This is a genomic window from Aporhodopirellula rubra (assembly GCF_014192335.1).
GTDB lineage: Bacteria > Planctomycetota > Planctomycetia > Pirellulales > Pirellulaceae > Rhodopirellula > Rhodopirellula rubra.
Window position 1 is genome coordinate 263,613 of the sequence record NZ_JACHXU010000010.1, and the last position, 22,153, is coordinate 285,765.

A 22,153-nucleotide genomic window follows, 5' to 3' on the forward strand; every position below is an offset into this window, starting at 1 on the left:
CAACATTTATTTTACCGCAGTTACAAGTCGCAGCGAACGTTTGTTTTGGTTTGGATTTCGCTTTTTGCCCTGAAGTGGGGACGTGGTCGTCGGAAATTCCGAATGATCCTGTCGAATCCACCGCCTGAGTCACCGTTAGCGGTCATAATTCGAATAGAATGTGGCCTTCGATGCGGTTCATTCCGGCAAGGTATGATTTTACCTAATGTAGGCGACTTCCCCCTTCGGCATTCTTCGTACAAGATGTGTCGTGAAGGTTTTGGTGATTGAGCGTAATTGGTCCCTTGTCAAGTCAGGTTTGGGGCGAGTGACGCTTCAATTTAGGCGACACCTCAGCCGCTTTCCCTCCTCTCCCTCTCTCCGTTCGCTAAAAAATTACCTATGAGATACGCTTTTCGGCTTGCTGAACTCCTCGGGCACACCCCCGACCGTCGCAAACGCCCCGGGACGATCAAAGCGATCGTTGAGCACACGGGTTTGGATCGTCACCAAGTTGCCTCATTGCTCAAGAATGAAGCCAAATACATTCCGCTCGATGCCCTCTCTCGATTGTGCGATTACCTGATTGATCAAGGTCACGCGACGGCTGAAGAGTTGCCGGGGGCACTGTTTGCGATCAACGCGGAGAACTTCTGGGAGTTGTTGGCTCGACGAAGCGACATCGAAATTGTTGTCGGTGTTCGTCAGGGCGAAGGAGAGGCATCTCCTGAAAACGCAATGGTCGTCGCGAGTGACTCAGTCCTGGTCGGCGAATTGCTTAACGGCATTTCGACGCTTGGTGGCGTTGCAAAGCACTTTGGCGAAAGCACGGGGGCGGAACCGACTGGACGCCCCGCCGATGTTCCGAGCCCAGACCGAATTCAGCAATCGCTCGTGTGGAGTCCCGGGCAAGTTTCGCTCGAGGATGCACGTGCCCGAGCGACGGACGTGTTCGACGGTTTCCAAAACGCAACCGGCGACCGCGGCATGATCTGCATCGGTAGTGTGAAGAGTAACCCGACGGTTGAACTGTTGTTCTCCGATGCGTTCGGCTGTACGCCTTTCGTGACCGAAGACGATGTCGATGACGTTTCGGCTCGTTCGTGCCCGTTCTTCCTGCGTTACCGAGACAGCGATCCGAAACCGGACGGAGCGTCGGCGGGGATGCGTTTGAGCAAGAACGAAGACGCACCCCATCCCGGCTTCTACTACGAAAAAGACGACGGCACGTGGGAATACGCGGGCGGCAACGGCAAAGACACCGCGCTCGTGTTCTACCTCTTCCGCGAAGCCCTCGGCCGGTTGGACATGGTTCTCAGTGGTTTCTCGGGACGGGCGACTCGCCTGTTGGCGAAAACCTTGGCGATCCGCGCCGAAGAGTTCTGGCCACCGGTTTACGAGGAAAACGGCATCCAAGTCGGTGCGTTCCTGGTGCAGTACGAAGACGCGGAAGGGAAACCCGACCGTGCAGACTTGTTGCACAATACCGGCGGCGCAGCCAAGATTATGCCGTTGCCTCGTGAGGCAATCGCACGCCGTATGGATCGTCGTTAATCGGCGGCCGTTCTCCTCATCCGAAGTCGCTTCCGATGTCGTTGCGACGTTCGGATGACCTAACCCTCTGACCCTTACGTTTGCCATCGTGTTTGATTGTGTTGCTCTGGTCGGTGCTACTGGCGCCGTCGGTCGTATTGTTTTGGACCAGCTTCACGCTCGGAAGTTTCCGATGCGGCGACTCCGTTTGCTCGCATCGGCTCGCAGTGCGGGCACGAAGGTTCGTTATGGTGACGAGGAAATCACGGTCGAATTGCTCGAACCGTCCGCCTTCGCCGGTGTCGATCTGGTCATCGCCAGCACGCCGGACGAGGTGTCTGCGGAGTTCGCACCTTGGGCCGTTGAGGCCGGTGCGGTTGTTGTCGACGAGAGTGGTTATTGGCGGATGGACCCGAAGGTTCCTTTGGTGATCCCCGAAGTCAACCCGCAGGCGATCGAAAACCACCAAGGCATCATTGCCAGCCCGAACTGCAGCACCACGCAGATGGTCGTTGCACTGGCGCCGATCCACGCCGCCGTTGGGATTCGCCGTGTGGTGGTGAGTACTTACCAAGCCACCAGTGGTGCGGGACTGGCGGGCAACGTTGAGTTGGAAGCCAGCGTCCGTGCGTCGCTCGACAACGGATCGCACACACCGTCGACGTTCCAACATCCGATCGGTTTCAATCTGATCCCGCAAATCGGATCCGAGAAGGAAAGCGGCTACACCAGCGAAGAGATGAAGATGGTGTACGAAACCCGCAAAATCCTCGGTGACGAATCGATTGCCGTTTGTCCGACGGCGGTACGCGTCCCGGTCGCGATCGGGCACAGCGAATCGATTTTGGTCGAAACGAAGAAACCGATCACCGCCCAACAGGCCCGCGAACTTTGGGACGCCGCCGAAGGCGTGACGGTGGTCGATGATCTGGACAATCACGTTTATCCCATGCCGCGTGATTGCGACGGACGTGATGACGTGTTCGTCGGACGGATTCGCCAAGACATCAGTTCGGAATCAGGAATCGCGTTTTGGTGCGTGAGCGATAACCTGAGAAAGGGCGCTGCGACCAACGCGGTCCAGATCGCCGAATTGCTGGCCCGTAAAGCGGTCGCGAGTTCATAGATCCAATGCGATGAAGCAAGTCGTTACCGTTGTCGCACCTCATCTCGCTGAACAGGTCCTGATCGCGCTGCAACGCGCGCCATTGGAAGGGCTCAGCGTGTTCGAAGTGAAAGGCTACGGGCGGCAGAAAAGCTATCTCGATCAGTACCAAGACACCGAGTACTCCGAAGCGTTCGTGCCCAAAGTGCAGATCACATTGTGGGTCGACGACACGCGGCTCGATGGCGTGTTGGAGAAAATCGTATCGGTGACTCGCACCGGGCGAATCGGTGACGGCAAGATCATGGTTATGCCGGTCCACAGTTTTCTGTAATTTTGACCGCCCCGTTATTCACGCGTTTCAGCCTTACTCTACTGAGGCGATATCATTGCCCACGCCGTTTTCATACTGCGTGTGACGGGCATTGAAACAACGCCTCGACGTGAGCGGTTATCCTATCGGGCCGATTGATAACGGGGGCCTGATTGAGTGACGCGATTGGACGTTCTGCATTTTGCAGTGGTACCGCTGACGCCTCACAAACGGTCGCTGCGCCTCTGGCGTCTGATTTCCTTCGCTCCTTGCATTTGAACTTCCTAACGCATTGAATTCGATGGCATCCGCACCTGTGACCACATCCCCTTCGACGGAGATTGCCTGCCAATCTTGCGGAGCGGTGTTGACGGTGGATGCGAGTGTACGGTCGACCACGTGTCCGTATTGTGCGTCCCCGTCGATCATCCGGCGCCCGCCGACGCCGAACCGACCGTCACCAACGTTTCTAGTCGGGTTTGTTGTCAATCACGAACAGGCGACCCAGGCGGTCCGCAATTGGATGTCGAAGAGCCATGCGTTCGCGCGATCGGATTTCAAGGCCGCCGTTCCGGAGCTAACGCACGGGATCTATCTGCCCGCGTACTTGTATGGCGCCGTGGCGCGTGCGAACTATTCGGCGAGCATTGGTGAGAACTACACCGAGACCGAAACGTACACGACGACGGATTCTCAGGGCAAAAGCGTCCGACGCACACGAACGGTTACGAAAACCGAGTGGAGACCGCTGTCGGGACAATTTCAGTGCTACGTGGTCGACGTGATCGTCACCGCATCCGGCGGCGTCAGCAACCAGGCCTTGGAAGCGATCGAGCCGTTCGATTTACGTTCGTTGCGGGCGTATTCAGATTCGTTTGTCGCGGGGTGGTTGGCCGAAGAGCCGACACGATCGCAAGCGGAGTGCTTTCGGTTTGCTCACGATGAAACGATCGCGATGGTCGAGCGTCGGTTGAAGTCCTTCATGCCCGGCGACAGCCATCGTGGGTTGCAATTTCACGCGAACCTCGACAACGAAGTCATCGATTTGGTGCTGTTGCCGGTCTGGTCGTATGCCGTTCGGTATGCTGAGGATCAACCTCCGGTGCAGATTCTGGTGAACGGACAAACCGGCCGTGTCGGTGGCAAGGTCCCGGTCTCGACAACCAAAATTGTATTCGCCGTGTTGTCCGTGCTCGCACTCGTGTTGATCGTTGCCATTCTGTTGAGTGTGGCGTCATGAATGAGCCGATTGAAGTTCATCCGGTCGACGAACCGCCGCACTGTTCGCGGTGCGAGTCACCGTTGGAAGAGGGCGATCTGCGTTGTGCGATCTGCGGCCAAGCGGCACCGCATGCGGACCATTCGCACGCCAAACACGTTTCGGTCACGTTGCTGCGGTGCACGGGCTGTGGCGCCGCGATCACGTACGATCCTGATCATCAGGCACCAGCGTGTTCGTTCTGCGGTGAGGTTTTACGGGTCGAAACGATCGACGATCCGATGGAGCAGACCGAAACGTACTTGCCGATGACGGTGAGCATCGAGGAGGCTCGCGCGGCATTGAAGGCGTGGTTGGATTCTCTTGGCTGGTTTCGACCGTCGGATCTCTCATCGGCCTCGACGCTTACCGAGATCAAACCGCTGTGGTGGGTGGCTTGGATTTTCGATGCCGAAGCCTTGGTCAGTTGGACGGCGGATTCGAATGCGGGCGCGGGGCGGTCCGCCTGGGCACCTCATTCAGGACAGACACCGTTGCGGTTCGATGACATGCTGGTTTCCGGATCTCGCGGATTGACCGATCAAGAGGCATATGCCATTACGCCCGGCATGCAATTGGGGTCAGGCACCGATTCCGTGGTTGGCGGCGGCGATCAGCCGACGCTCGAGCGATTCGACGTGCCACGCAGTCAAGCTCGACAACAGGTGTTGGCGGCGATCGAACGAACCGCAGCGGATCGGATTCGGGCTCACCACATCCCGGGCACGAGTTTTCGAAAGGTGCGAGTTGCGATCGTTCTGCGAAGGTTGATTACGCGGCGTTATTCGCTGCCCGCATACGTGCTCGCCTATCGATACCGCGATGAGTTGTACCGCGTCGTGATCTGTGGCCAAAACGCGAGATTCATTGTTGGTTCGTCGCCATTCTCGTATGCGAAGCTGTTCCTACTGGTCGGTGGGATCATACTCGTTGTCCTCTTTTTCGCAGTAATTGCAGCAGCCTCTTCGTGAGCGACCGGTGGATCGATCTCGGCTGAGGACTCGTACTCGTCGTCGTAACAACGGGGTGAACTCGAACGGGACGTATCGGTATCGCGTGGGTTGCATTCGGCAACGGGAAAACAAGCTAGAATTCTCGGCGGTGGCGCAGGTTTTCACGTTTCGTGGGCTCTCGTTCACCAGACGACGGCCTCATCACCGCTCTGTCGATATCGAATGCTGCAAAGACATTCAGGAATCGACGTATCCTGCCGAAACGACCGATGAGTCCCGTTGCTGTCGAAATTTGTTAGTGACGCACGCTAACGCTGTTTTTCCGATCTCAACTGTTTTCGTTTTATGACCGTTATTCTCGATCGTCCTTATACCTTCGTGCCGCCCCACCGGGGAAACCTGTGGCCGACCGCGATTCAAAAGCTTCGGTTGATCGATCGGCATCTGCGGAAACGAGAAGCCGTCATTGATTACGAGCTTCGGCACGCGGATCGTTTTGCCGAATCGTTGGCCGCGGGGCATGGAATCCTGTTGGCCCCGAACCACTGCCGCTACGCCGATCCGATCGTGTTGGGTTGGCTGTCGCGAGAGGTTGGCACGCATTTGTTCGCGATGGCGTCGTGGCACTTGTTTAACACGAACTCATTCGAGGCGTTCGCGTTACGGCGTATGGGAGCGTTCAGTGTCAATCGCGAAGGCAACGACCGGCAAGCGATCGAGACGGCGATTGATACTCTCGTCAGTGCCGAACGTCCGCTCGTGTTGTTTCCCGAAGGCACCACCAATCGTACCAACGATCTGCTCAAACCGTTGCTCGAGGGCGTCAGCTTCATTGCACGAACGGCGGCCAAAAAACGAGCGAAGGCCAACGGCGGGAAGGTCGTGATGCACCCTATCGGGTTGAAATACCTTTGCATCGGTGACGCGTGGGAATGGGCGGATGAAAAACTGCGTGAACTGGAACTGGCGCTGAGCTGGCAGCCGCGGCAAACGGGCACGGACCCGCAGTCAATTTTGAAACGTTTGTTTCGCGTTTCGGAAGCGTATCTCGCGCTCAAGGAGATCGAACATGTCGGCCAAGCGTCATCGGGCGATCTGCGTCCACGTCGTGATGCGTTGATCCAGTTCTTGCTCGCTCGCAGCGAGGGGCGTTATGGATTGGCGTCTCCGCGTGACGCGTGCGTGCGTGAACGCGTACGGAAGGTTCGCACGGCTGTGGCGGCCGCGTACTTCGCGCCCGATCCCGAAACCGGCAAACCGGTCACGCGTGATCCGGCAGAATATCTCGACGATTCGTCGGCCGTCGATCTGGCTCAGTTCCTGTTGTCGTTTCCGGACAAGTATCTCACGCCGGGCGAGATCACTGACACACGCATTGTCGAGACGATCCAAAGGATCCAAGAGGCGATCTACGGTGAAGCCAAAGAGACGATGCCGATGAGTGTCGTGATCGAGGTCGATCATGCGATCGAAGTGCCAACCGAACGCGGGCCGCGTGGCGAACCCGATCCGCTACTCTGCCATCTCGACGCACGATTGCGTACAATGATTGATGCGTTATCAAAAGAAGCTCGAGACTTCGAGCGGCGAGATCCCGTGGTGCCGAGCCGCTGAGGATTCAGACGCTTTTGATCGCGGTTTTCGATGCCACGCGTCTTCGATGATGACGTGTTCGCCCTCCCCAATAGTCTCTCGGTGCCGGTTGTAGGATGAATCATGACCTTGCTGAACTTTGATAAAACGAGCCGTTCCACTTTGCTCCGTCACGGCCACGCGTCGGGTGACGGACAAAACGGATGCGGTAATTTGTCACGCATGACTCGATCCGTTCAGGCAGCGGTCGCGGCGATCGGAACGATCTGTTCGCTCGGCGTTGTGACGCTGATCGGCGGCTGCAACAGCGAGCCGAAACCGCTCGAGTTCGAACCGAACTTGGTTTATGCGATGAAGTATCAAATGAAGGAAGGCGTGCCGACGGAACAGGCGAGTGAGGACGCGTTCTGGTTGGTGACGGAAATGTTCGGCACTCCTGAAAATCCCAAATTGCCAACCGTCGTGACCGAAGACGATGATCTGGCATCGGTCGTCTCGTTAGAAAACTTGGTGAAGGCGTCCGGTCGCATTGGCGAAGAAGGACGCGGGCTGTACCAGACACACTGCGTCACGTGTCACGGCGTGACCGGAAACGGGCGCGGGGAGTTGTCGGCGACGATGAACCCTTACCCACGCGACTATCGCAAAGGTGTGTTCAAATTCAAATCGACCGAACGTGGTGAAAAGCCGACCCGCGAAGATCTCGCCGGTTTGATCAAAAATGGCATCAACGGTTCGCGGATGGTGGCGATCCCGAACCTGACCGATGAAGACGTCGAGGCTCTCGTCGACTACGTCATCTATCTGTCATGGCGTGGCGAGCTGGAACGAATGTTGATGGACGACGCGATCTACGAATTGGACTTCGAAGAAGGTGATCGAATCATCAACCCTGCCAACCGCAACGCAGCCGATGAAGAATTGAAAGAGGAATTTGATGACGCGTGGGAATTGGCCGAAGAGTTCGTGATGGACATCGGTGACGCGTGGTTGGAAGCTCCCGATGCGGTGGTCGAGGTTCCTGATCCACCGGCGGATTTCGTGGTGCCGGATTCTCACGAAGAGTACGTTGCCGCGATGGGGGATGATCGTGCCGAGACGTTAGTGGCGTCGGTTGCCCGTGGACGTGAACTGTTCAAAGGCAAGATTGCCGCGTGCAGCAAATGCCATGGTGAAAACGGCCGAGGCGATGGTCAGAACACGGACTACGACGATTGGACGAAGGAATGGACATTGGGTATCGGAATCAAACCGGAGAATCGCGACGAGCTGATCAAGTTGCTTGCTCGCGGTGCGCTGCCGCCGGTTAATGCGAAACCACGTAACTTTGCCTTGGGTGCGTTCCATGGTGGGGCGAAAGCGAAAGACTTGTACATGCGAATCACGCAAGGCATCGAGGGATCACCCATGCCCGCGGTGACGTTTGTCGACGGTCAATTTGAAGAGGACGACGTCTGGCACCTGATCAACTTCATCCGGTCGCTCCAAGAAGACGCCGAAGAAGAGTCCACGCCCGAACCCGCCCCACAACAAACCTAGAGCATTTTCATTTCTGTCGTAGCCACCGTCGCCCGACGGTGGACCACGTTCTCGCGAACGTAGCTACCTTTTGAAAACGACATCATTGAAAAAACGCTCTAAACGCACCGCAGCATCCGAGTCTTCAGTTGATATCCGTAACGCAGGCTGCCAGCCTGCTAGTCCAGAACACGCACCCCAGTCTCCCAACCTGCCGCCCAGAATCGCACCCCAGTCTCCCAACCTGCCGTCCGAAACCGCACCCCAGTCTCCCAACCTGCGCTCCAAAACCGTAACGCAGGCTGCTAGCCTGCCAGGCCCCAAAAACCACGACCCCGCCCTCGATCCGGCTAAGCTTCGAACATAGCCTTCGAACAAACCGATCGTGCCTATCCGCGGCGACGCCAGCAACCAACCGAGAGTATTGATGGATCGACCGGCGCCGCCCGACCTTCCGAACGGTTCGCTTGGCCAATGGTCACTCGCCACCCTCGTCATCGCGAGCATGATCGGTGCGGGCGTGTTTACGACGAGTGGGTTTGCGATCGCTGACCTGGGAGATCCTCGCTGGGTTATGGTCGCGTGGGCGATCGGCGGCGTGATCGCCATCAGTGGCGCGATCAGTTACGGGCAACTCGCCCGGTTGTTGACCGACAACGGTGGCGAGTATTTGTTCTTGTCGCGGTTCGTTCATCCCGCAGTCGGTTTCATTGCGGGATGGGTTTCGGTCTTGGCCGGATTCACCGGTGCCGGGGCGCTTGCCGCGATTGCGATGGAAACGTATGCGATCGGAGATTGGGAGCGACCCTCGTGGCTGCCTCCCGGTGGGATCGCGATTTGTTTGGTCGTCGTTTGTACGGTCGCGCATGCATTTCATACTCGACGCGGCGCGATTCGGCACAATGTTCTCGTGGCGGTGAAACTCCTGCTCATCGGTTGGTTCATTGTATGGTCGATCGGGTTATGGCCGAACTGGCATGTCGCCAACTCGTCGATGCCGCCAACGACGAAGCCGTCGTTGTTCACGATGGCCACCAGCGTGATGTGGATCTCGCTGAGTTATTGTGGATTCAATGCGGCGATCTATGTCGGACGTGAAGCCCGGCAGGGATGGAACGACATCGCCGGTGCGATGGTCAAAGCGACCGTTGGGGTGACACTGCTGTATCTCGTGCTCAACGCGATCATGGTGTTCGGCGCGGCACCCGACGAAATTCTCGGCAAACAGGACGTGGCAGCCGTGGCCGCGAAAGCGATCGGTGGCACGTCGCTCGCGAATCTGGTTCGTGTCGCGATCTGTTTGGGACTCGCGTCGAGCGTGTCGTCGACAATCATGGCGGGGCCGCGGGTTTATGCGAAGATGGCATCCGACGGTGTGCTGCCTCGTTGGTTTGACTCTGAGCAATCACCGCCGACGCGATCAGTCGTCCTGCAGGGCATCGCGATCGCGATCGTGGTGAGCTTCGCCAGTCTGCAAGATTTGCTCTCGTATCTCGGTTTAACCTTGTCGCTGTGTTCGGCCGCGACGGTCGCAATCCTGCTCGGCAGCGGGCGATTGGGAGTGTCAATCAACCGGATCGGAATGGCTGCGGCCTGGTTCTATGTCGTCGCGACATCCGTCACGATCGGGTTGGCGGCGTGGCATCGTCCCGACAACGTCATCGCGACGGTGTTAACGATTGTTTCCGGTTTGATCGTCTACTCGCTCACGCTCCGGCGAGAAGCCGCGTAGATCGGAGCCTTCCAATTGGACGGCACGGCGAAGTCCGTTTCGGCGACAAAGAGTTTCCCGGCGTTGGGGCACTGTCGTTGATCTTCCGGCGGCATCGCCTCCGTCGCGGTCGTGATCACCAGACGCATCGAATCGCCCATCGGCACCAAAGCCGGACACGTGTTTCGAGGTGAACCTAGCGTACGCCAAACACCTTCGAGCCGACCGGTTGCGAGATCGTACCAACGTGTTTCCCCGAAATCCGCCACATCGGGGCGGAAGATCGACACGATCACGCCATTGCCGTCGGGTGTCAAAATAGCACCGTCGGGGACGCCCGGATCGTCCGTTAGATCAATCAACGTATCGGGATCGCCGATCGATCCGTTTTCAACGTCGAGATCGTATTGGACGATCAGTTTGGTCGGCGAATCGATATCGACCAACTTCGTCTGGCCGGCCTGGTCGGTGCGAATCATCTTTCCGTTGCTGCAGATCTGGTCATCACGCAGCCGGATTAATCTCTCGTCGCTCACGCGATACAGGTACAGACCTGCTTTCTTGTTTTCGAACTCGAGATCTTTCGTCCCGAAGATGAGATTGTCATTCCAAAGGACGCCATCGTTGATAATGGTGTTTTCAACATCCGCATCGATTCCCTCGCAGAACGTTTTCCAGGAACCGTCCGATGTGTCAAAGATTCCGAGTGATCGTTCGACGCCCGCAACGAATCGAGTCGGCATGGCGTCTGGCTGCGTCGTGGCACATGCGAACGCGAACCCGGGGCGACCAGGCAAATCAAACGATTGGTTCGTGGCGTTTTTAAGGTCCAGCAAATTGATCGAACCACGCGTCGATGATTCACCGTGTTGGATCGCGACCCATGAGAGCCAACCGGCGACCGATAGGGGCGACGGACCTTCGGGCAAGAAACGCAACGCCGCGTTGTCCGGAATCGGGATCACCGAGGCGTCACGAACAACGGGATTGGATTGTAAACTCATCAGAGGGACGCGGGGTTAGCGTTTGGGATTGATTCACCAAGTAGGCTCATCGCAATGAGTCGTACCAGACAGCAAGTGCTATTCCAGAACGAACATTAGCGTTCGATACGACGCGAATTCATTGACGACCCGAATTCGTTGTTCAGCTACTTCGTAATCGGATTGCTAATACGGGACGTCGATTGCGTCGCAAAGGAAACGCATCCACGGTTTGACGTCGCGAATCAGGCCGACGATTCGTTTAACAATATCGGGCTGCAGGAAGTCATCCCGCGTCAGCGGCGAGACCGCGATGAAGTCGATCCTTCGGAGGTCAATGATTTCAGGATGGTTTTTGTCGTAGTCACGCGGTGACGTTTTCAATGATTCGCCCGCGATTTCAAATGACGAACGAAATTTGCGTTGGTCACGAGCCTTTCGCCACGCCTTCGGATCTTGGTCGATCGCGTGTCGAATCGCGGCGAGCGTTTCACGTTGTGGTCGCCAACTCCCCGCAGCGACGAAACACTCATCGTATGCGAGATGAACGTATGCGCCCGGGGCATGGATGTCCTTGTCGGCTTGATGCCGCAATGAAATCCCGACGTTCGTCTTGTAGGGCGTTTTGTCTTTGGAAAACCGCGTGTCACGGTGGATCCGCATCAACGAACCGCCGCTACGTTTGGCGACGACTTGCAACATCGGCGCCGAACGGCGCAGCGGGGCTTCCAACTGCCCGATCAAGTCCAAGACCGGCTTACGCAAATCACGTTCGTAACGCTCTTTGTTAGTCGCGAACCAGTCCCGATTGTTGTTGCGAGCGAGATCGTCGAGAAATTCAAACAGTCCCGTCGAAATCGGAGACGCCACCGCCATCAGGACGACTCGTCCGATCCGTCATTGTTCTCCGGTGCAGCGACCGGTTCGTCGCTAAGGCCAGGGATCGCACATTGCGGTGGAACTTCCCGGTCGTCTTGCGGGAGACATCGCAACACCTTGCGCTGCGGCGAGCCGATGCTGCCTTCGAGTTCCCAAACTCGCCAAATCACATCGCCGGGGCCTTCCATCGAATCACCACTTTCGATCGGCTCTTCGGCCTCTTCGAGGAAACAGGTCACGAGGCGAAGGAACTGCTCGACTTCGGCAAAGTCATAACTCTCGGCATGGAAACACGCTTCCACATCGAGCAGATCGAGTTGAGCGTTACCGACCGTGTCCATTGACGCCCAGTCATCATCGAGGCGGAACAAACGGACGTTCGACCACAGGTCCAGTGGCGGGAAGTCGTTCTCTTCAGCGAACTCGAAACTTTCGTTCAGCGTCGCCAAATCCCGGAGGACTTCGCCGTTCGGGTTGAAGTAACAGATTGCTTGGGGCAGTTCCGTGATTGCCGCAGCGATTTCGGTAACGAGTGCGAGTTCATCGAACGATTCGTAATCGTCGGGCAAGATCGGCGCGTCGTCATCCTGTCCGAGAACGTACGAGCTGCGAACCCGAACGAACGCTTTGGGCTGGTCACCGATTTCGCGTCCGGCTTCCCATACCCACGATTGTTCACTGGCACGTTTAAGCGATCCAGGCGAATTGTGTGGCCCGAAGTTTCCGAGCCCGAAGGCTTCGTGAATTTTGCGGTCGATCTCCGAATCGCTGTCGGGGTCACCCATCGCGTCAGGCCACGGTTGATCGACAACGTCGACGACGACCTTTCCGCTGCCGTCCTCGTCCATGTTCATGAGGACGGCGGGACCGAGAAACGTCCAATCTTCAGAGGCCTCGATCGGATCGGATGGGTAGAACTCGTCGATGGTCGCGGCGATGTCTTGGATGCTCACGCTCTCTCGTAGCAAAACCACGATGCCTTGGGTGAAAAGTCCCTTAGCCATAAAAAATCCTCGGTTTGGTAGTTTATCTCGCCCGATCGTTCGGGCGCGGTGTTGCGGGCATCTTGCGGTCGAAACCAAACGGCCAGTTTAGGTTGAGATCACCGCGGGAGAAACCGGGCTTCAGCGGGCTTCGCGCAGCCGACGCTTTGATTAACCTGCCGAAATCGCACGACTGGAATGCCCTTCAGTTTGATGCCCCCCGGTTTGTTTGGATTGGAAAAGGATGAGCGACGTGGCGGAATCTCACATCGAACTCGAAACCGCACGTCCCACGCACTGGCGGCGGGCGGTCGGCGTGGGGGTGATTACCGGATTGTTGCCCGTTGCTCTCGTCGTGACGTGTTATTTGCAACAAGGATTCGTCGCCGCGGGACGCTGTGCCACCGATCTCGTCATGCCCGTCGCGGGGATGTGGATGGGATTGTTGGCGTGCACGATTTGGCACGCGAGTCTTCGGAATCGTGGCCCCGCATTCGCGTTCTTCGGACTATTTGCACTCTGGTCAATCGTCGGCAACGGATACTTCAATCGATCCCTAATGTCACGGGTCGAGGCTCCGCTGGTCACGGACCCGAATCCCGCGTTTGAAAAATGGACGACCTTGCCGGATGGGCGAGAAGGGCAATTACCGCTCGACGCCGCCGTCACGCTGGGCGGATCCGCCGGACTCATTACGGACGGATTCGCCGAAGTCTATAGGGACGGCGAGCGGATCGTTTCGGCCGCCCAGGCCTATCATGCAGGGATGACGCAAACCATCATCACGACGGGGACCTCCAGCGACGGGATCGGGAATCCATCGGAAGTCGGCCGCGAGCTGCTCGTTTCGTTGAACGTTCCCGACGAACACATCTTTTCGATTGAGGGCGAAAACACGAGCCAGGAAATGGCGTCGCTCGCCGAATTCCTGCAAAATCCACCACAGGCTTGGCTCGAGCAAATCAATGCTTCGGTGGGCGAAAAGTATCAGATCGGATTGATCACCAGTGCTTTCCACATCCCCAGGGCCATTCGACTGGCGAAGACCAACGGTCTCGATCTGATTCCGCTGCCGTGTGCGTTTCGAAACGAACAAACCAACCGGCCTTTCCTCGCGGCGAGCTTGGTGCCTAACGCGGAGCACCTCGCTAATTTCGGTCAAGCGACCAAGGAAATACTGGCTTGGTTCCTGGGCCGGTGAATCAATTCACTCGATCAATCCGCCCACGTTGATTTTCGCCATAGGCAGCTTCTCATTCGCATCAGCCACCATCATCAACCAAATCGTGGCCCGTGTTTTGGCTAGTACGATGCGGGCAAAATGAATTCAGGCGACCACACTTACCGTCGACGAGCACGTCATCCATCAAAACGTTCTAGTCAATCTGCGGTGACGGGTGCGATTGGGCATGGTGAGCGGTTTTGTGGACGATCGGAAACCACCGCAGCACCCAGATCGCGATTGATGTCGCCACGGTGAACGCGAAGGTCACCACTGCCAACAATCCACTGAGCGTGGTCGGGTCGGACGTGTGTTGCATCAGAGACCATGCCGAAAAACAGCCCGCGGCAAGAGCCAAGAGCCCGATGGCAAACTCGCACGCGTGAGCGACCGCCCGCTCGTGGTTGCGAATCGCCGATGCTCGCAAAAATCCGAGAATCGCGGCTTCGCTGATCATCCACATCGCGAACAGCACCGCCAGGAAAAGCGGCAGCAGGTTGAGCGAGAAATTCCCGGCACGATCGGACAACAGCATCCAGAAGCCTGCCCCGCCGACCAGGATTTTCAGAAAGTTCGCTATCCAAAGCGAAAAACGCTCGCGTCGAGGCGTGAAACTGCAGCAAACGCCCCCAATCAACGCCACCAGCATCAACACCATCAGCGACAGCAGGTGTCCGTGATGCGAATGGAAATACCGCACCAGATTAGCCGAATCGCTGGTCCAAATCGACATCGCGGTGGAGAGCCAAACGGGCAGCAGCAGCACGAAATACACGCCCAAGACGATTTGGCCGACCCGAATCAGCCGCCGGGAGGTGTCGTCGATTGATTCCTCCTCCGTTTTGGGCGAAGGTTTCTCGACGCCCTGCGGACGCGGTTCGTCAACGAAATTGCTGGATTGATAGGGGTTGGTTGCACTCATGGCCGGCCGGTTCTGGCAAAAACGGATGATTTTCCGGAATTATCCGCAAGACCGGCATAGTTTGACACGATAGAAGTACTACGCAAGCGAACTGCAAGCAAAGCTGCGTCGGCAGCACGTCAATCGCTTGCTTTATCGAACACGATGAAACCACGGAAGGTTACTCGGATGACCCGGTATTTGAATTCAACTCTGTCTCGCATCTGTCTCTGGTCGTTGGCGATCATGACAATCGCCTCCACCGGATGTTACGGTCTCGGCGGCAGCAACATCAACTTAGGGTTCCTTGAGTATCCGATCCCCGTCAGCCCGTACTACCAGTTCTTGCAGGAACAAAAGTTCCACAACAAAGAACGTTATGACCGGGTGCCGATCCTCGGCCCAACGACCTCGGGTGGTACCGCGGTTGCGTTGGACCCACCGAGTGATGACGAAGTGATGCAGGCTCTCGAGCAAGCACGTCCGGTCCAAGGCGGTATTCCGCTGCTGTGGGAAAAACAACGCAACGACGTGCGGATCATCAAAGAGAAGATCGCCGACTACATCGACCCGCCGCGTTTCTATCCGTTGATCGGCCCGGCACAGTTGCACCACGCTCACTACAAGTGCACGATCTACTTCGACGAACGTACCACCGTCGGCTACCCGGTCCCGCACACGCTGCATGACCGCGAAGCGATCGAAGTCGTCTATGTTGACCATAACCACTTCCACATGGTCGGCGACGTCGAGCCTTACACCACGCCGAACCTCTAAGCCGGCGTTCGTAACCCAACGATCGAACAATCGCCTGAATCGCACTCGGCCCTCACCGGCCGACTGCGGTGCCAGGCGTTTTTTCGTTTGGCGACGAAAGCGTCTCGCGTCAGTAATCGTTTCTCTCAGTGGGCAACGATAACAGCACGACCAATTCCCTAGAGCATCTCCATTGTTGTAGCTACCGTCGCTAGACGGTGGAGCAGGTTTGGGCGAACGTATCTATCTCTGAAAACCCGCGTCATGCAAAGAAACGCTCTTCGGTACAGGTCGATGAGTCGGCTTGATGCTTCTGCAAACGTCGAACGCACATCACCACAAACCGACACTTTCCCGTCAGTCGCAGACTTTCGAAATCACGTCGAGAATCTTTTGCTCGCGGTCTTGTAACAACGTGCCTTGGATGCGGAGCATTTTGCGGTAGAACCAAATCGCGACCGGCAATTCGATCAGTGTTATCAACAGATAGATCGGAACCCAAGACGTTTCAAACAGAAAGCTGGCGATCTGTTCGCACGCAAGAGCAATCACGGCGGGCAACAATGTGATCGGGCTCAGCAACATCGCGAGCATTTGTGTGACGATGATCCGGAAATTCATCGACACCGGCTTCATCGTTCCGATCCCCATTCCAATCGGAGCGACAATGGACGTGTAGTTGCTGATCGGAAAGTACAGGAAAAAGACGATCATAATCTGGATGAACGATGCGACGACGTGCATGATGTTCATTCCCAACATGAATGCCGCAAATCCAATCAACAGACCGCTCAACGTTGCCGCGATGGGGAGCGTCGCGATGTTCTTGCCCAGCAAAATATCTCGACGTGCGACAGGCATCAGCACATAAGCGCGAAAGCCTTGACGGTCGAGCCCGAACACGTTCAGCATCAATTGGCTCATGCCGAAGACGGACATCCCAAGGACCCCGATGCCCAGCCAAGGTCGTGCGATCGCGGGCAATTTACTCATGTTCCCGGTCAACATCATCGAACCGAAAATGCCTGCAAAGATCACCGGCGTCAGCAACGCCATCTTGGCTTCGGGCGCGCGGAGAGTGCAGCGGAACGTCGCTAATGCAATGGCCGATTGTTGATCACTCAGCAACGGGAGCGTGCGTTCCAGCATCTTGCTGTGGTTGGATGTCTTAGAGTTGCCTTTCGTGCGAGGTCGATACTCTTTGTTGTCGTTCCCCGTGTACGTCCGGATCGTTGACCGATGGGCGAGCGTCAGGCTGACCATTCCAATGCTCGTCATTCCGAACACGCACATCCAGGGCGTCAAAATCGAACCCCGCGCCGCAGCGCTCGCGCCGTACGGGAGCCATCCGATCGGGAGACAGGCGTTGGCGAGAGAAACCGTCCGCTGAAACGAGGCTGCCTTTGCGTCTCGCAGCATCTGACGCTTTTGCTCGTAGTCGCTCAGAACCTTTTCGCTTCGCCGTTTGTATTCGGCGACATCGATCTCGCTCTCCTTGAGTTGGCGACTGAGTTCCGTTCGCAATTGATTGCGCACCTCACGCAGCGCCTGCGTGTCATCACCTCTGCGTCCGATCGAGCTAAGGTTGATGATGTTTGGAATTTGAAACAACAGAACGAAGACGAGAACAGTCATGGAGATCACCGTCCCGCGGGTTCGTTTGTTCTCCATCAATCGAGCGAGCCACCCACGCAATTGATACGTGACGGCGGATACCATCAGCACGAACGAAGCCAACAACGCGAACGTGACCATTGAGGCCGTCCCATAGCAGGCCGCCGATGCGATGCAGAGCCCGATCGCGACAGGCAGGAAGAGCATCAGAACGAAATTGACTAATGAACTGGTGTAATTCAGAAAGAACGCACCCCTCAGCGAGATGGGCAGATGCAAAAGGTTCTTCAGCGAGAGCATCTCCGTTCGCTGGATTTCAATCATCAGTGTGATTGACCATCCAAACAAAAAGATGGCGACCAACACGTCCCAGACATAAATGATGTACGAGGGTTTGACTCTCGCGAGAAAAAAATTACCCCAACCGATCGCGAACACCAGCGAGCCGACCGACGTCAGTACAGCGATCACCAATAGAATCGCAGAAATGATTTGGTTGGCTTTGCCCGACTTGAAAAACTGGTTTCGAGCCATCTGCCAACGCATGCGAATGATTGCGTTGATATGCTGGAAGCTCACGATACCGGCCCCTCGCTCGCAACGTCCGTGATCGTGGGTGCGCCGGCGCGGATCGGTCCATCTTCCAACCATGCGAGGTTAATGTTTTCGTCGTCGGTTTGCCCCACTTTCTCGAGGAAGCGTTCTTCGAGCGAGCTTCCCCGGCGTAGATCTTCGAGCGAAGTCTGCTCGACCAACTGACCGTTGGCGATGATGCCAACGTGAGTGCAAATACGCTCGACGATCTCAAGGACGTGCGAAGTCACAAACACCGTCGAACCGCGACGCACATAGATCGCCAGCAAATCACGGATGACTCGAGACGTGACCGCATCGACGCCCTCGAATGGCTCGTCGAGAAACAGCAAATCGGGATTGGGAAGCAACGCCGCCGCGAGTGCGAGCTTCTTCTTCATCCCGTGCGAATACTCGACCGTCAACTTCGATTCGACCTTCTCTAAACTCAACAAGTTCAGCAATTCTTCGGAACGCTCGCGGATCGTTGACAGGTCCATCGAATACATCCGTCCGGTGAACGTGAGGTATTCCCGCGCGGTCAGGTTGTCAAACAGGGCCAGGTTCTCGGGAACGACACCCGTTTGCTGTTTAATTTCAATCGCATCGTGGCGATTCCAAGGGTTCTTGCCGAGCAGTGAGATTTCGCCGGAGGAGGGAACCAGAATTCCCGTCAGCATTTTGATCGTAGTTGATTTACCGGCTCCGTTTGGCCCCAGAAAACCATAAAGGCTGCCACGTTGAACGCTCAAGTCAACGGATTTCACTGCGTGAACGTCATCAAAATACCGCGTCAGTTGTTTGGTTTCGATTGCGAGCGTCATGAGGTGATGGGCAACACGAACGTTGCATCCGATGTCGAAGAGGAGGTGAAACGCGACAAAAACAGCAGACTCGTGCGAGATCTGTAGCAAGAACCATAGCCGCAATTCTCATAGGCAGGTTTCACCGCAAAAAAGGGCTGTCGAACTGCCGATTTTATCACGCAACCTCTCCGCCTCGGGTGATCGGAATGCATGGCGGGCGATGACCTTTCGGACGCGATTCCTCTTTTCGCGGACGCGGCAGCACGCATCGCAGCGGTGAAAAGATACCTTGCTGATGCAAGTCGATTGGCAAGGATAACGCACTGCCTTTTGTGTTGGCGACATCATCCGTCGCATCGCGTTGAAGCCAACGTAGCTAACTCTAACGATCGACATCCTTCACAGAAACGCTCTCATTGGCGTCGACTCGGATAGCAGTGGCGCTTCAATCCAACGCGAGCTCGAACCGGTATTGCCCGCTGCCGATCTCGACGCGGCGACCGGGCGTTAAGACTTTGATGCCATCAACTTCGTCCAGTCGTTTTCCCCTTTCGCTGATCGATCGCGCGTGAACCGGAAAGACGACCTCGGCGGTCGCGTCCGGCGGGATCGTGATGTCGAGGGAGATCGTGTCGGCCGTCGTTGTCCAATTGGATACGACCAAGCCACGGACGGTGTTGTGTGAGCATTTTACCCATTCCAGGTCCGGCACGACGTGAGGGCAGATGACCAAACGATCCGCAGCAACCGCATCAGGTGAGATCTGAATGCCGCCGAGCCAGCGAAAGAACCAAGCCGAGACGGATCCAAGCATGGGATGGTTGTTCGAGAATGTTCCGTCGCTGCCGGCCCAGTGTTCCCAAAGGGTGGTGGCGTCGTTCTTCAGCATCCAACCCCACGAGGGGAAACTGTCGCGATTGGCCAACTCATACGCGAGGTCGGTTCGACCGTTCTCGGACAGTTCTTCCATCACCATCCGTGTTCCAAAGATGCCGGTGGTCAAATGCGGCCCCGCGGTTACCTCGGTACCAGGCTTGCTCGCTAGAGCGGGCGTTTGAATTGCCGAAACCATTTGTTCAAAGATCGCTGGACGACTCGTCATCGGAGCCGCGCCGAATCCCAACGCGAGCGATTGCCGGGTCTGTGATCCGTCGTCGACTTTACCCGATGGGGCGTCCAAAAACGAATCCGCCCATGCGGTGGTGGCATCGTCTGCCATTGCCTCGAAACGATCGGCATCGGATTCACGACCGACAACACGGGACAAACGTGCGACACGTCGTGCCGTGTCGATGAACATGGCTGTCGTGATGACGGGCCCACCTGATCGGCTCAGGGCTTCGTGATCGCCCAAACCCTTCGTAACGAGACCATCTTTGCGTTTTGAGTTCTCCAGTTCGAGCCACCGGATCGCGACGGGCAATTGTTCTTCGACGAGCGATTCGTTGCCGTAGTGTTGATAGAGTTGTTCGAGCAACAGCGGGTGCGCCATGGCCCAACCAACGCCGCAGTAATGAATTCCCACGAACGGTGCCGTGTCGGTTAAGTTGCCGTCGGGGCGTGCGGCATCGGCCCAATCTCGAACCGTTTTGGCATAGAAGCCCGCCATGTCAAAGTTCATCAGGAACGCTTCGCTCGTCGCGGCAATATCTCCGCCATATCCAAAACGCTCGCGATGCGGGCAATGCGATTGCACTCCCACGATGTTCGCTAAAAAAGTATTTCGCGTCATCTCTTGAATCGCATTCAGTCGATCGTTCGAACACGAGAACTCACCGGTCGACGTCACGTCGCTGCGAAGCGGGATGCCTTTGACGTCCTCGATCGAAAGAGCAACACGAACGTCGGAAGAAGACTCATCCGCCGACGGAAGACTGGTCACTTCCATGAATCGAAATCCGTGAAAGGTAAACTTGGGCCGATACGTTTCCGGCCCGTCCCCACGGCACGTGTACCGATCCGACTGCCATGCAAACTCAGGTGCGCCCGGGCCACCCTTGGAGATGATGGTCCCATCATCCATTTTGCGTGTTCCCTTAATCTGGCCGCACACACTCGTCATCGGGTTAAGTGTTCCGTCAGGATACAGCAACTCGCCAAAGCGAAATTGAACTTCGGTGCCCGCCGGGGCGTCGAGTGATATTTCGGGCACACCGGTGAAGTTCTGCCCGAAGTCCACGATTTGAATGCCAGGTGCGGGTTCGGTGATCGCCACCGCATCGATGACTACGCCGGCTCGGATCGGAGGCGTCGTAGTGAGCGGTTGCAGTGGCTCCAACGATGCGTCGACCAAATGAACGGGGCTCCAATCGGTTGCATCAAATTGAGGCGTGTCCCAACCGGGTTGATCTAGCCGAGCGTCGAGGACTTCGCCCAGGTACACGCTGTTAAAGAGCGTCGGTCCCTCAGCGAATTTCCAATTTTCGTTTGTTGTGATTGTTGACTGAGTTCCGTCGGCATGATCGACGACCAAGCAAACGATCGCTCGAGGTCGGCCGGTTTCGATGCTGCCTCGAATATTGCGGTGGCCCCACATGCGAAGCGGCAATGGGTTGAACCAGCCATTGCCCAATTCCACACCAAGGCAATTATCACCTTGCTGAAGTTGATCGCTTACATCGAACGTGCTGTAGAGGATGCGTTTATCAAACGCCGTCCAAACGGAATCGAGTTCATGGTCGCCCACGTGAGCACCGTTCAACGAGGCCGCAAAGTACCCGAGTCCCGCTACATGCAGGCGTGCCTTGACAACCGGTTTCTCCAGCGAGAACTCGTGCCGCATCCGTGGTGCCGGATCGTTCTCGTAGAACGCGGCATCGTCGGTGGGCAACGGCTTTCCGTCGTCAATCCATTGTGCACCCCGCCATTGCGAAGGCACATTGGGAGCCACTTCCCAAAATGCGAACTCGCTCCACGATTCCGTTTCCCCGCCGAGACCGTCGCTGCTCCCTTCTGTATTCCTGTTCGAATCACCAGTCGCCCTATCACCTGTCACCTGCTTACCTATCACCCCCTCACCTATCACCCCCTCCCCTTTCGTCCATGAGCAAACACGCCAGTGACACGTTTGACCGGCGGTGAGTGGTTTGCCTTCATAAACGACTTGAGGCGAACGGGTGGCGGTGAGTCTTCCTGAGTCCCACAGGTCACCTTTGCCTTCGCGAAGTAGTTCTGCGGTGCTGGAGACGAGCACACGCCACGCCGACTGCTTGATAGCTCGATCAGTCGACTCAATTCGCCATGACAGGGTCGGTGTGGCCGTGGTCGCGATTGGGTTCGTGTTGCCGTCACATCGCAGGTCAATCGGAGTCGCCGCTTGGATGGACGGTGCCGCAAAGACGCAAGCCATCACAATCAATACGAATGCCCCGATATTCTTTGCTGCCCAATTCCCGCCGCGAAAACTCATCGCGGATCGACGCACCGTCGTGCAAGACATGGGCGACAAGCACTTTGGTGTAAGACACGTTGGC

17 protein-coding genes are annotated in these 22,153 nt (G+C 56.7%); 10 read left to right on the forward strand and 7 right to left on the reverse strand.

Annotated elements, in window-relative coordinates; genetic code table 11:
• Positions 1-381 precede the first annotated feature (381 nt).
• The 8 genes from FHS27_RS15380 (at position 382) to FHS27_RS15415 (ending at position 9,984) form a co-directional block, all read left to right on the forward strand.
• Positions 382-1,533, forward strand: a complete 1,152-nt coding sequence (locus FHS27_RS15380; protein WP_184305784.1) for a helix-turn-helix domain-containing protein — start codon at positions 382-384, stop codon at positions 1,531-1,533.
• Positions 1,534-1,621: 88 nt separating this feature from the next.
• Entirely contained in the window at positions 1,622-2,638 is a 1,017-nt protein-coding gene (locus tag FHS27_RS15385; protein WP_184305785.1) for an aspartate-semialdehyde dehydrogenase, read from the forward strand.
• Positions 2,639-2,648: 10 nt separating this feature from the next.
• Positions 2,649-2,951 (forward strand): P-II family nitrogen regulator, encoded by a 303-nt coding sequence (locus FHS27_RS15390; RefSeq protein WP_009094716.1) that lies wholly within the window; start codon positions 2,649-2,651, stop codon positions 2,949-2,951.
• Positions 2,952-3,231: 280 nt separating this feature from the next.
• The gene (locus FHS27_RS15395; RefSeq protein ID WP_184305786.1) at positions 3,232-4,170 is read left to right on the forward strand and encodes a hypothetical protein; all 939 of its coding nucleotides are present in this window, start codon (positions 3,232-3,234) and stop codon (positions 4,168-4,170) included.
• Complete coding sequence (locus tag FHS27_RS15400; protein WP_184305787.1) at positions 4,167-5,159, forward strand: hypothetical protein; 993 nt, start codon at positions 4,167-4,169, stop codon at positions 5,157-5,159. Before FHS27_RS15395 ends, FHS27_RS15400 begins: the two co-directional genes overlap by 4 nt.
• A gap of 327 nt (positions 5,160-5,486) precedes the next feature.
• Positions 5,487-6,755, forward strand: a complete 1,269-nt coding sequence (locus FHS27_RS15405) for a lysophospholipid acyltransferase family protein (protein WP_184305788.1) — start codon at positions 5,487-5,489, stop codon at positions 6,753-6,755.
• 102 nt (positions 6,756-6,857) lie between these two features.
• Complete coding sequence (locus FHS27_RS15410) at positions 6,858-8,273, forward strand: cytochrome c (RefSeq protein ID WP_184305789.1); 1,416 nt, start codon at positions 6,858-6,860, stop codon at positions 8,271-8,273.
• A gap of 364 nt (positions 8,274-8,637) precedes the next feature.
• Positions 8,638-9,984, forward strand: coding sequence for an APC family permease (locus FHS27_RS15415; protein WP_184305790.1), 1,347 nt, complete (start codon positions 8,638-8,640; stop codon positions 9,982-9,984).
• On the opposite strand, the gene FHS27_RS15420 is transcribed toward FHS27_RS15415, so the two are convergent.
• The 3 genes from FHS27_RS15420 to FHS27_RS15430 form a co-directional block, all read right to left on the reverse strand.
• Complete coding sequence (locus tag FHS27_RS15420) at positions 9,951-10,967, reverse strand: SMP-30/gluconolactonase/LRE family protein (RefSeq protein ID WP_184305791.1); 1,017 nt, start codon at positions 10,965-10,967, stop codon at positions 9,951-9,953. The two genes, FHS27_RS15415 and FHS27_RS15420, sit on opposite strands and share 34 nt — an antisense overlap.
• 165 nt (positions 10,968-11,132) lie before the next feature.
• Positions 11,133-11,822 (reverse strand): DUF2461 domain-containing protein, encoded by a 690-nt coding sequence (locus FHS27_RS15425; RefSeq protein ID WP_184305792.1) that lies wholly within the window; start codon positions 11,820-11,822, stop codon positions 11,133-11,135.
• Positions 11,822-12,829 (reverse strand): DUF4261 domain-containing protein, encoded by a 1,008-nt coding sequence (locus FHS27_RS15430; protein WP_184305793.1) that lies wholly within the window; start codon positions 12,827-12,829, stop codon positions 11,822-11,824. The genes FHS27_RS15425 and FHS27_RS15430 overlap by 1 nt, the downstream gene beginning before the upstream one ends.
• 223 nt (positions 12,830-13,052) lie before the next feature.
• Here FHS27_RS15430 and FHS27_RS15435 point away from each other — a divergent pair, with 223 nt between their 5' ends.
• A complete protein-coding gene (locus FHS27_RS15435; protein WP_184305794.1) occupies positions 13,053-14,009 on the forward strand; it encodes a YdcF family protein in 957 nt (318 codons plus the stop codon).
• Between the two features lie 175 nt (positions 14,010-14,184).
• On the opposite strand, the gene FHS27_RS15440 is transcribed toward FHS27_RS15435, so the two are convergent.
• On the reverse strand, positions 14,185-14,952 hold the full coding sequence (locus tag FHS27_RS15440; protein WP_184305795.1) for a hypothetical protein: 768 nt from the start codon (positions 14,950-14,952) through the stop codon (positions 14,185-14,187).
• A 144-nt stretch (positions 14,953-15,096) separates the two neighbouring features.
• On the opposite strand from FHS27_RS15440, the gene FHS27_RS15445 reads away from it, so the two are divergent.
• Positions 15,097-15,708: a hypothetical protein gene (locus FHS27_RS15445; protein WP_184305796.1), complete on the forward strand. Its 612-nt coding sequence runs from the start codon at positions 15,097-15,099 to the stop codon at positions 15,706-15,708.
• A 336-nt stretch (positions 15,709-16,044) separates the two neighbouring features.
• Here the strand turns inward: FHS27_RS15445 and FHS27_RS15450 are convergent, their stop codons facing one another.
• From FHS27_RS15450 to FHS27_RS15460, 3 genes are all read right to left on the reverse strand, one after another.
• Positions 16,045-17,880: a hypothetical protein gene (locus FHS27_RS15450; protein WP_184305797.1), complete on the reverse strand. Its 1,836-nt coding sequence runs from the start codon at positions 17,878-17,880 to the stop codon at positions 16,045-16,047.
• Positions 17,877-18,698 carry an ABC transporter ATP-binding protein gene (locus FHS27_RS15455; RefSeq protein ID WP_184305798.1) on the reverse strand — a complete coding sequence of 274 codons (822 nt, stop codon included), beginning with the start codon at positions 18,696-18,698 and terminating at the stop codon, positions 17,877-17,879. The genes FHS27_RS15450 and FHS27_RS15455 overlap by 4 nt, the downstream gene beginning before the upstream one ends.
• Positions 18,699-19,125: 427 nt before the next feature.
• Entirely contained in the window at positions 19,126-22,119 is a 2,994-nt protein-coding gene (locus tag FHS27_RS15460; RefSeq protein WP_246419848.1) for a family 78 glycoside hydrolase catalytic domain, read from the reverse strand.
• Positions 22,120-22,153: the final 34 nt, after the last annotated feature.

Bases quoted from the DNA above. Each gene is read 5' to 3' on its own strand.
- FHS27_RS15380 (WP_184305784.1), top strand. From the start codon at position 382: ATGAGATACGCTTTTCGGCTTGCTGAACTCCTCGGGCACACCCCCGAC.
- FHS27_RS15390 (WP_009094716.1), top strand. From the start codon at position 2,649: ATGAAGCAAGTCGTTACCGTTGTCGCACCTCATCTCGCTGAACAGGTC.
- FHS27_RS15395 (WP_184305786.1), top strand. From the start codon at position 3,232: ATGGCATCCGCACCTGTGACCACATCCCCTTCGACGGAGATTGCCTGC.
- FHS27_RS15400 (WP_184305787.1), top strand. From the start codon at position 4,167: ATGAATGAGCCGATTGAAGTTCATCCGGTCGACGAACCGCCGCACTGT.
- FHS27_RS15405 (WP_184305788.1), top strand. From the start codon at position 5,487: ATGACCGTTATTCTCGATCGTCCTTATACCTTCGTGCCGCCCCACCGG.
- FHS27_RS15410 (WP_184305789.1), top strand. From the start codon at position 6,858: ATGACCTTGCTGAACTTTGATAAAACGAGCCGTTCCACTTTGCTCCGT.
- FHS27_RS15420 (WP_184305791.1), bottom strand. From the start codon at position 10,967: ATGAGTTTACAATCCAATCCCGTTGTTCGTGACGCCTCGGTGATCCCG.
- FHS27_RS15425 (WP_184305792.1), bottom strand. From the start codon at position 11,822: ATGGCGGTGGCGTCTCCGATTTCGACGGGACTGTTTGAATTTCTCGAC.
- FHS27_RS15430 (WP_184305793.1), bottom strand. From the start codon at position 12,829: ATGGCTAAGGGACTTTTCACCCAAGGCATCGTGGTTTTGCTACGAGAG.
- FHS27_RS15435 (WP_184305794.1), top strand. From the start codon at position 13,053: ATGAGCGACGTGGCGGAATCTCACATCGAACTCGAAACCGCACGTCCC.
- FHS27_RS15440 (WP_184305795.1), bottom strand. From the start codon at position 14,952: ATGAGTGCAACCAACCCCTATCAATCCAGCAATTTCGTTGACGAACCG.
- FHS27_RS15445 (WP_184305796.1), top strand. From the start codon at position 15,097: ATGAAACCACGGAAGGTTACTCGGATGACCCGGTATTTGAATTCAACT.
- FHS27_RS15455 (WP_184305798.1), bottom strand. From the start codon at position 18,698: ATGACGCTCGCAATCGAAACCAAACAACTGACGCGGTATTTTGATGAC.
- FHS27_RS15460 (WP_246419848.1), bottom strand. From the start codon at position 22,119: ATGTCTTGCACGACGGTGCGTCGATCCGCGATGAGTTTTCGCGGCGGG.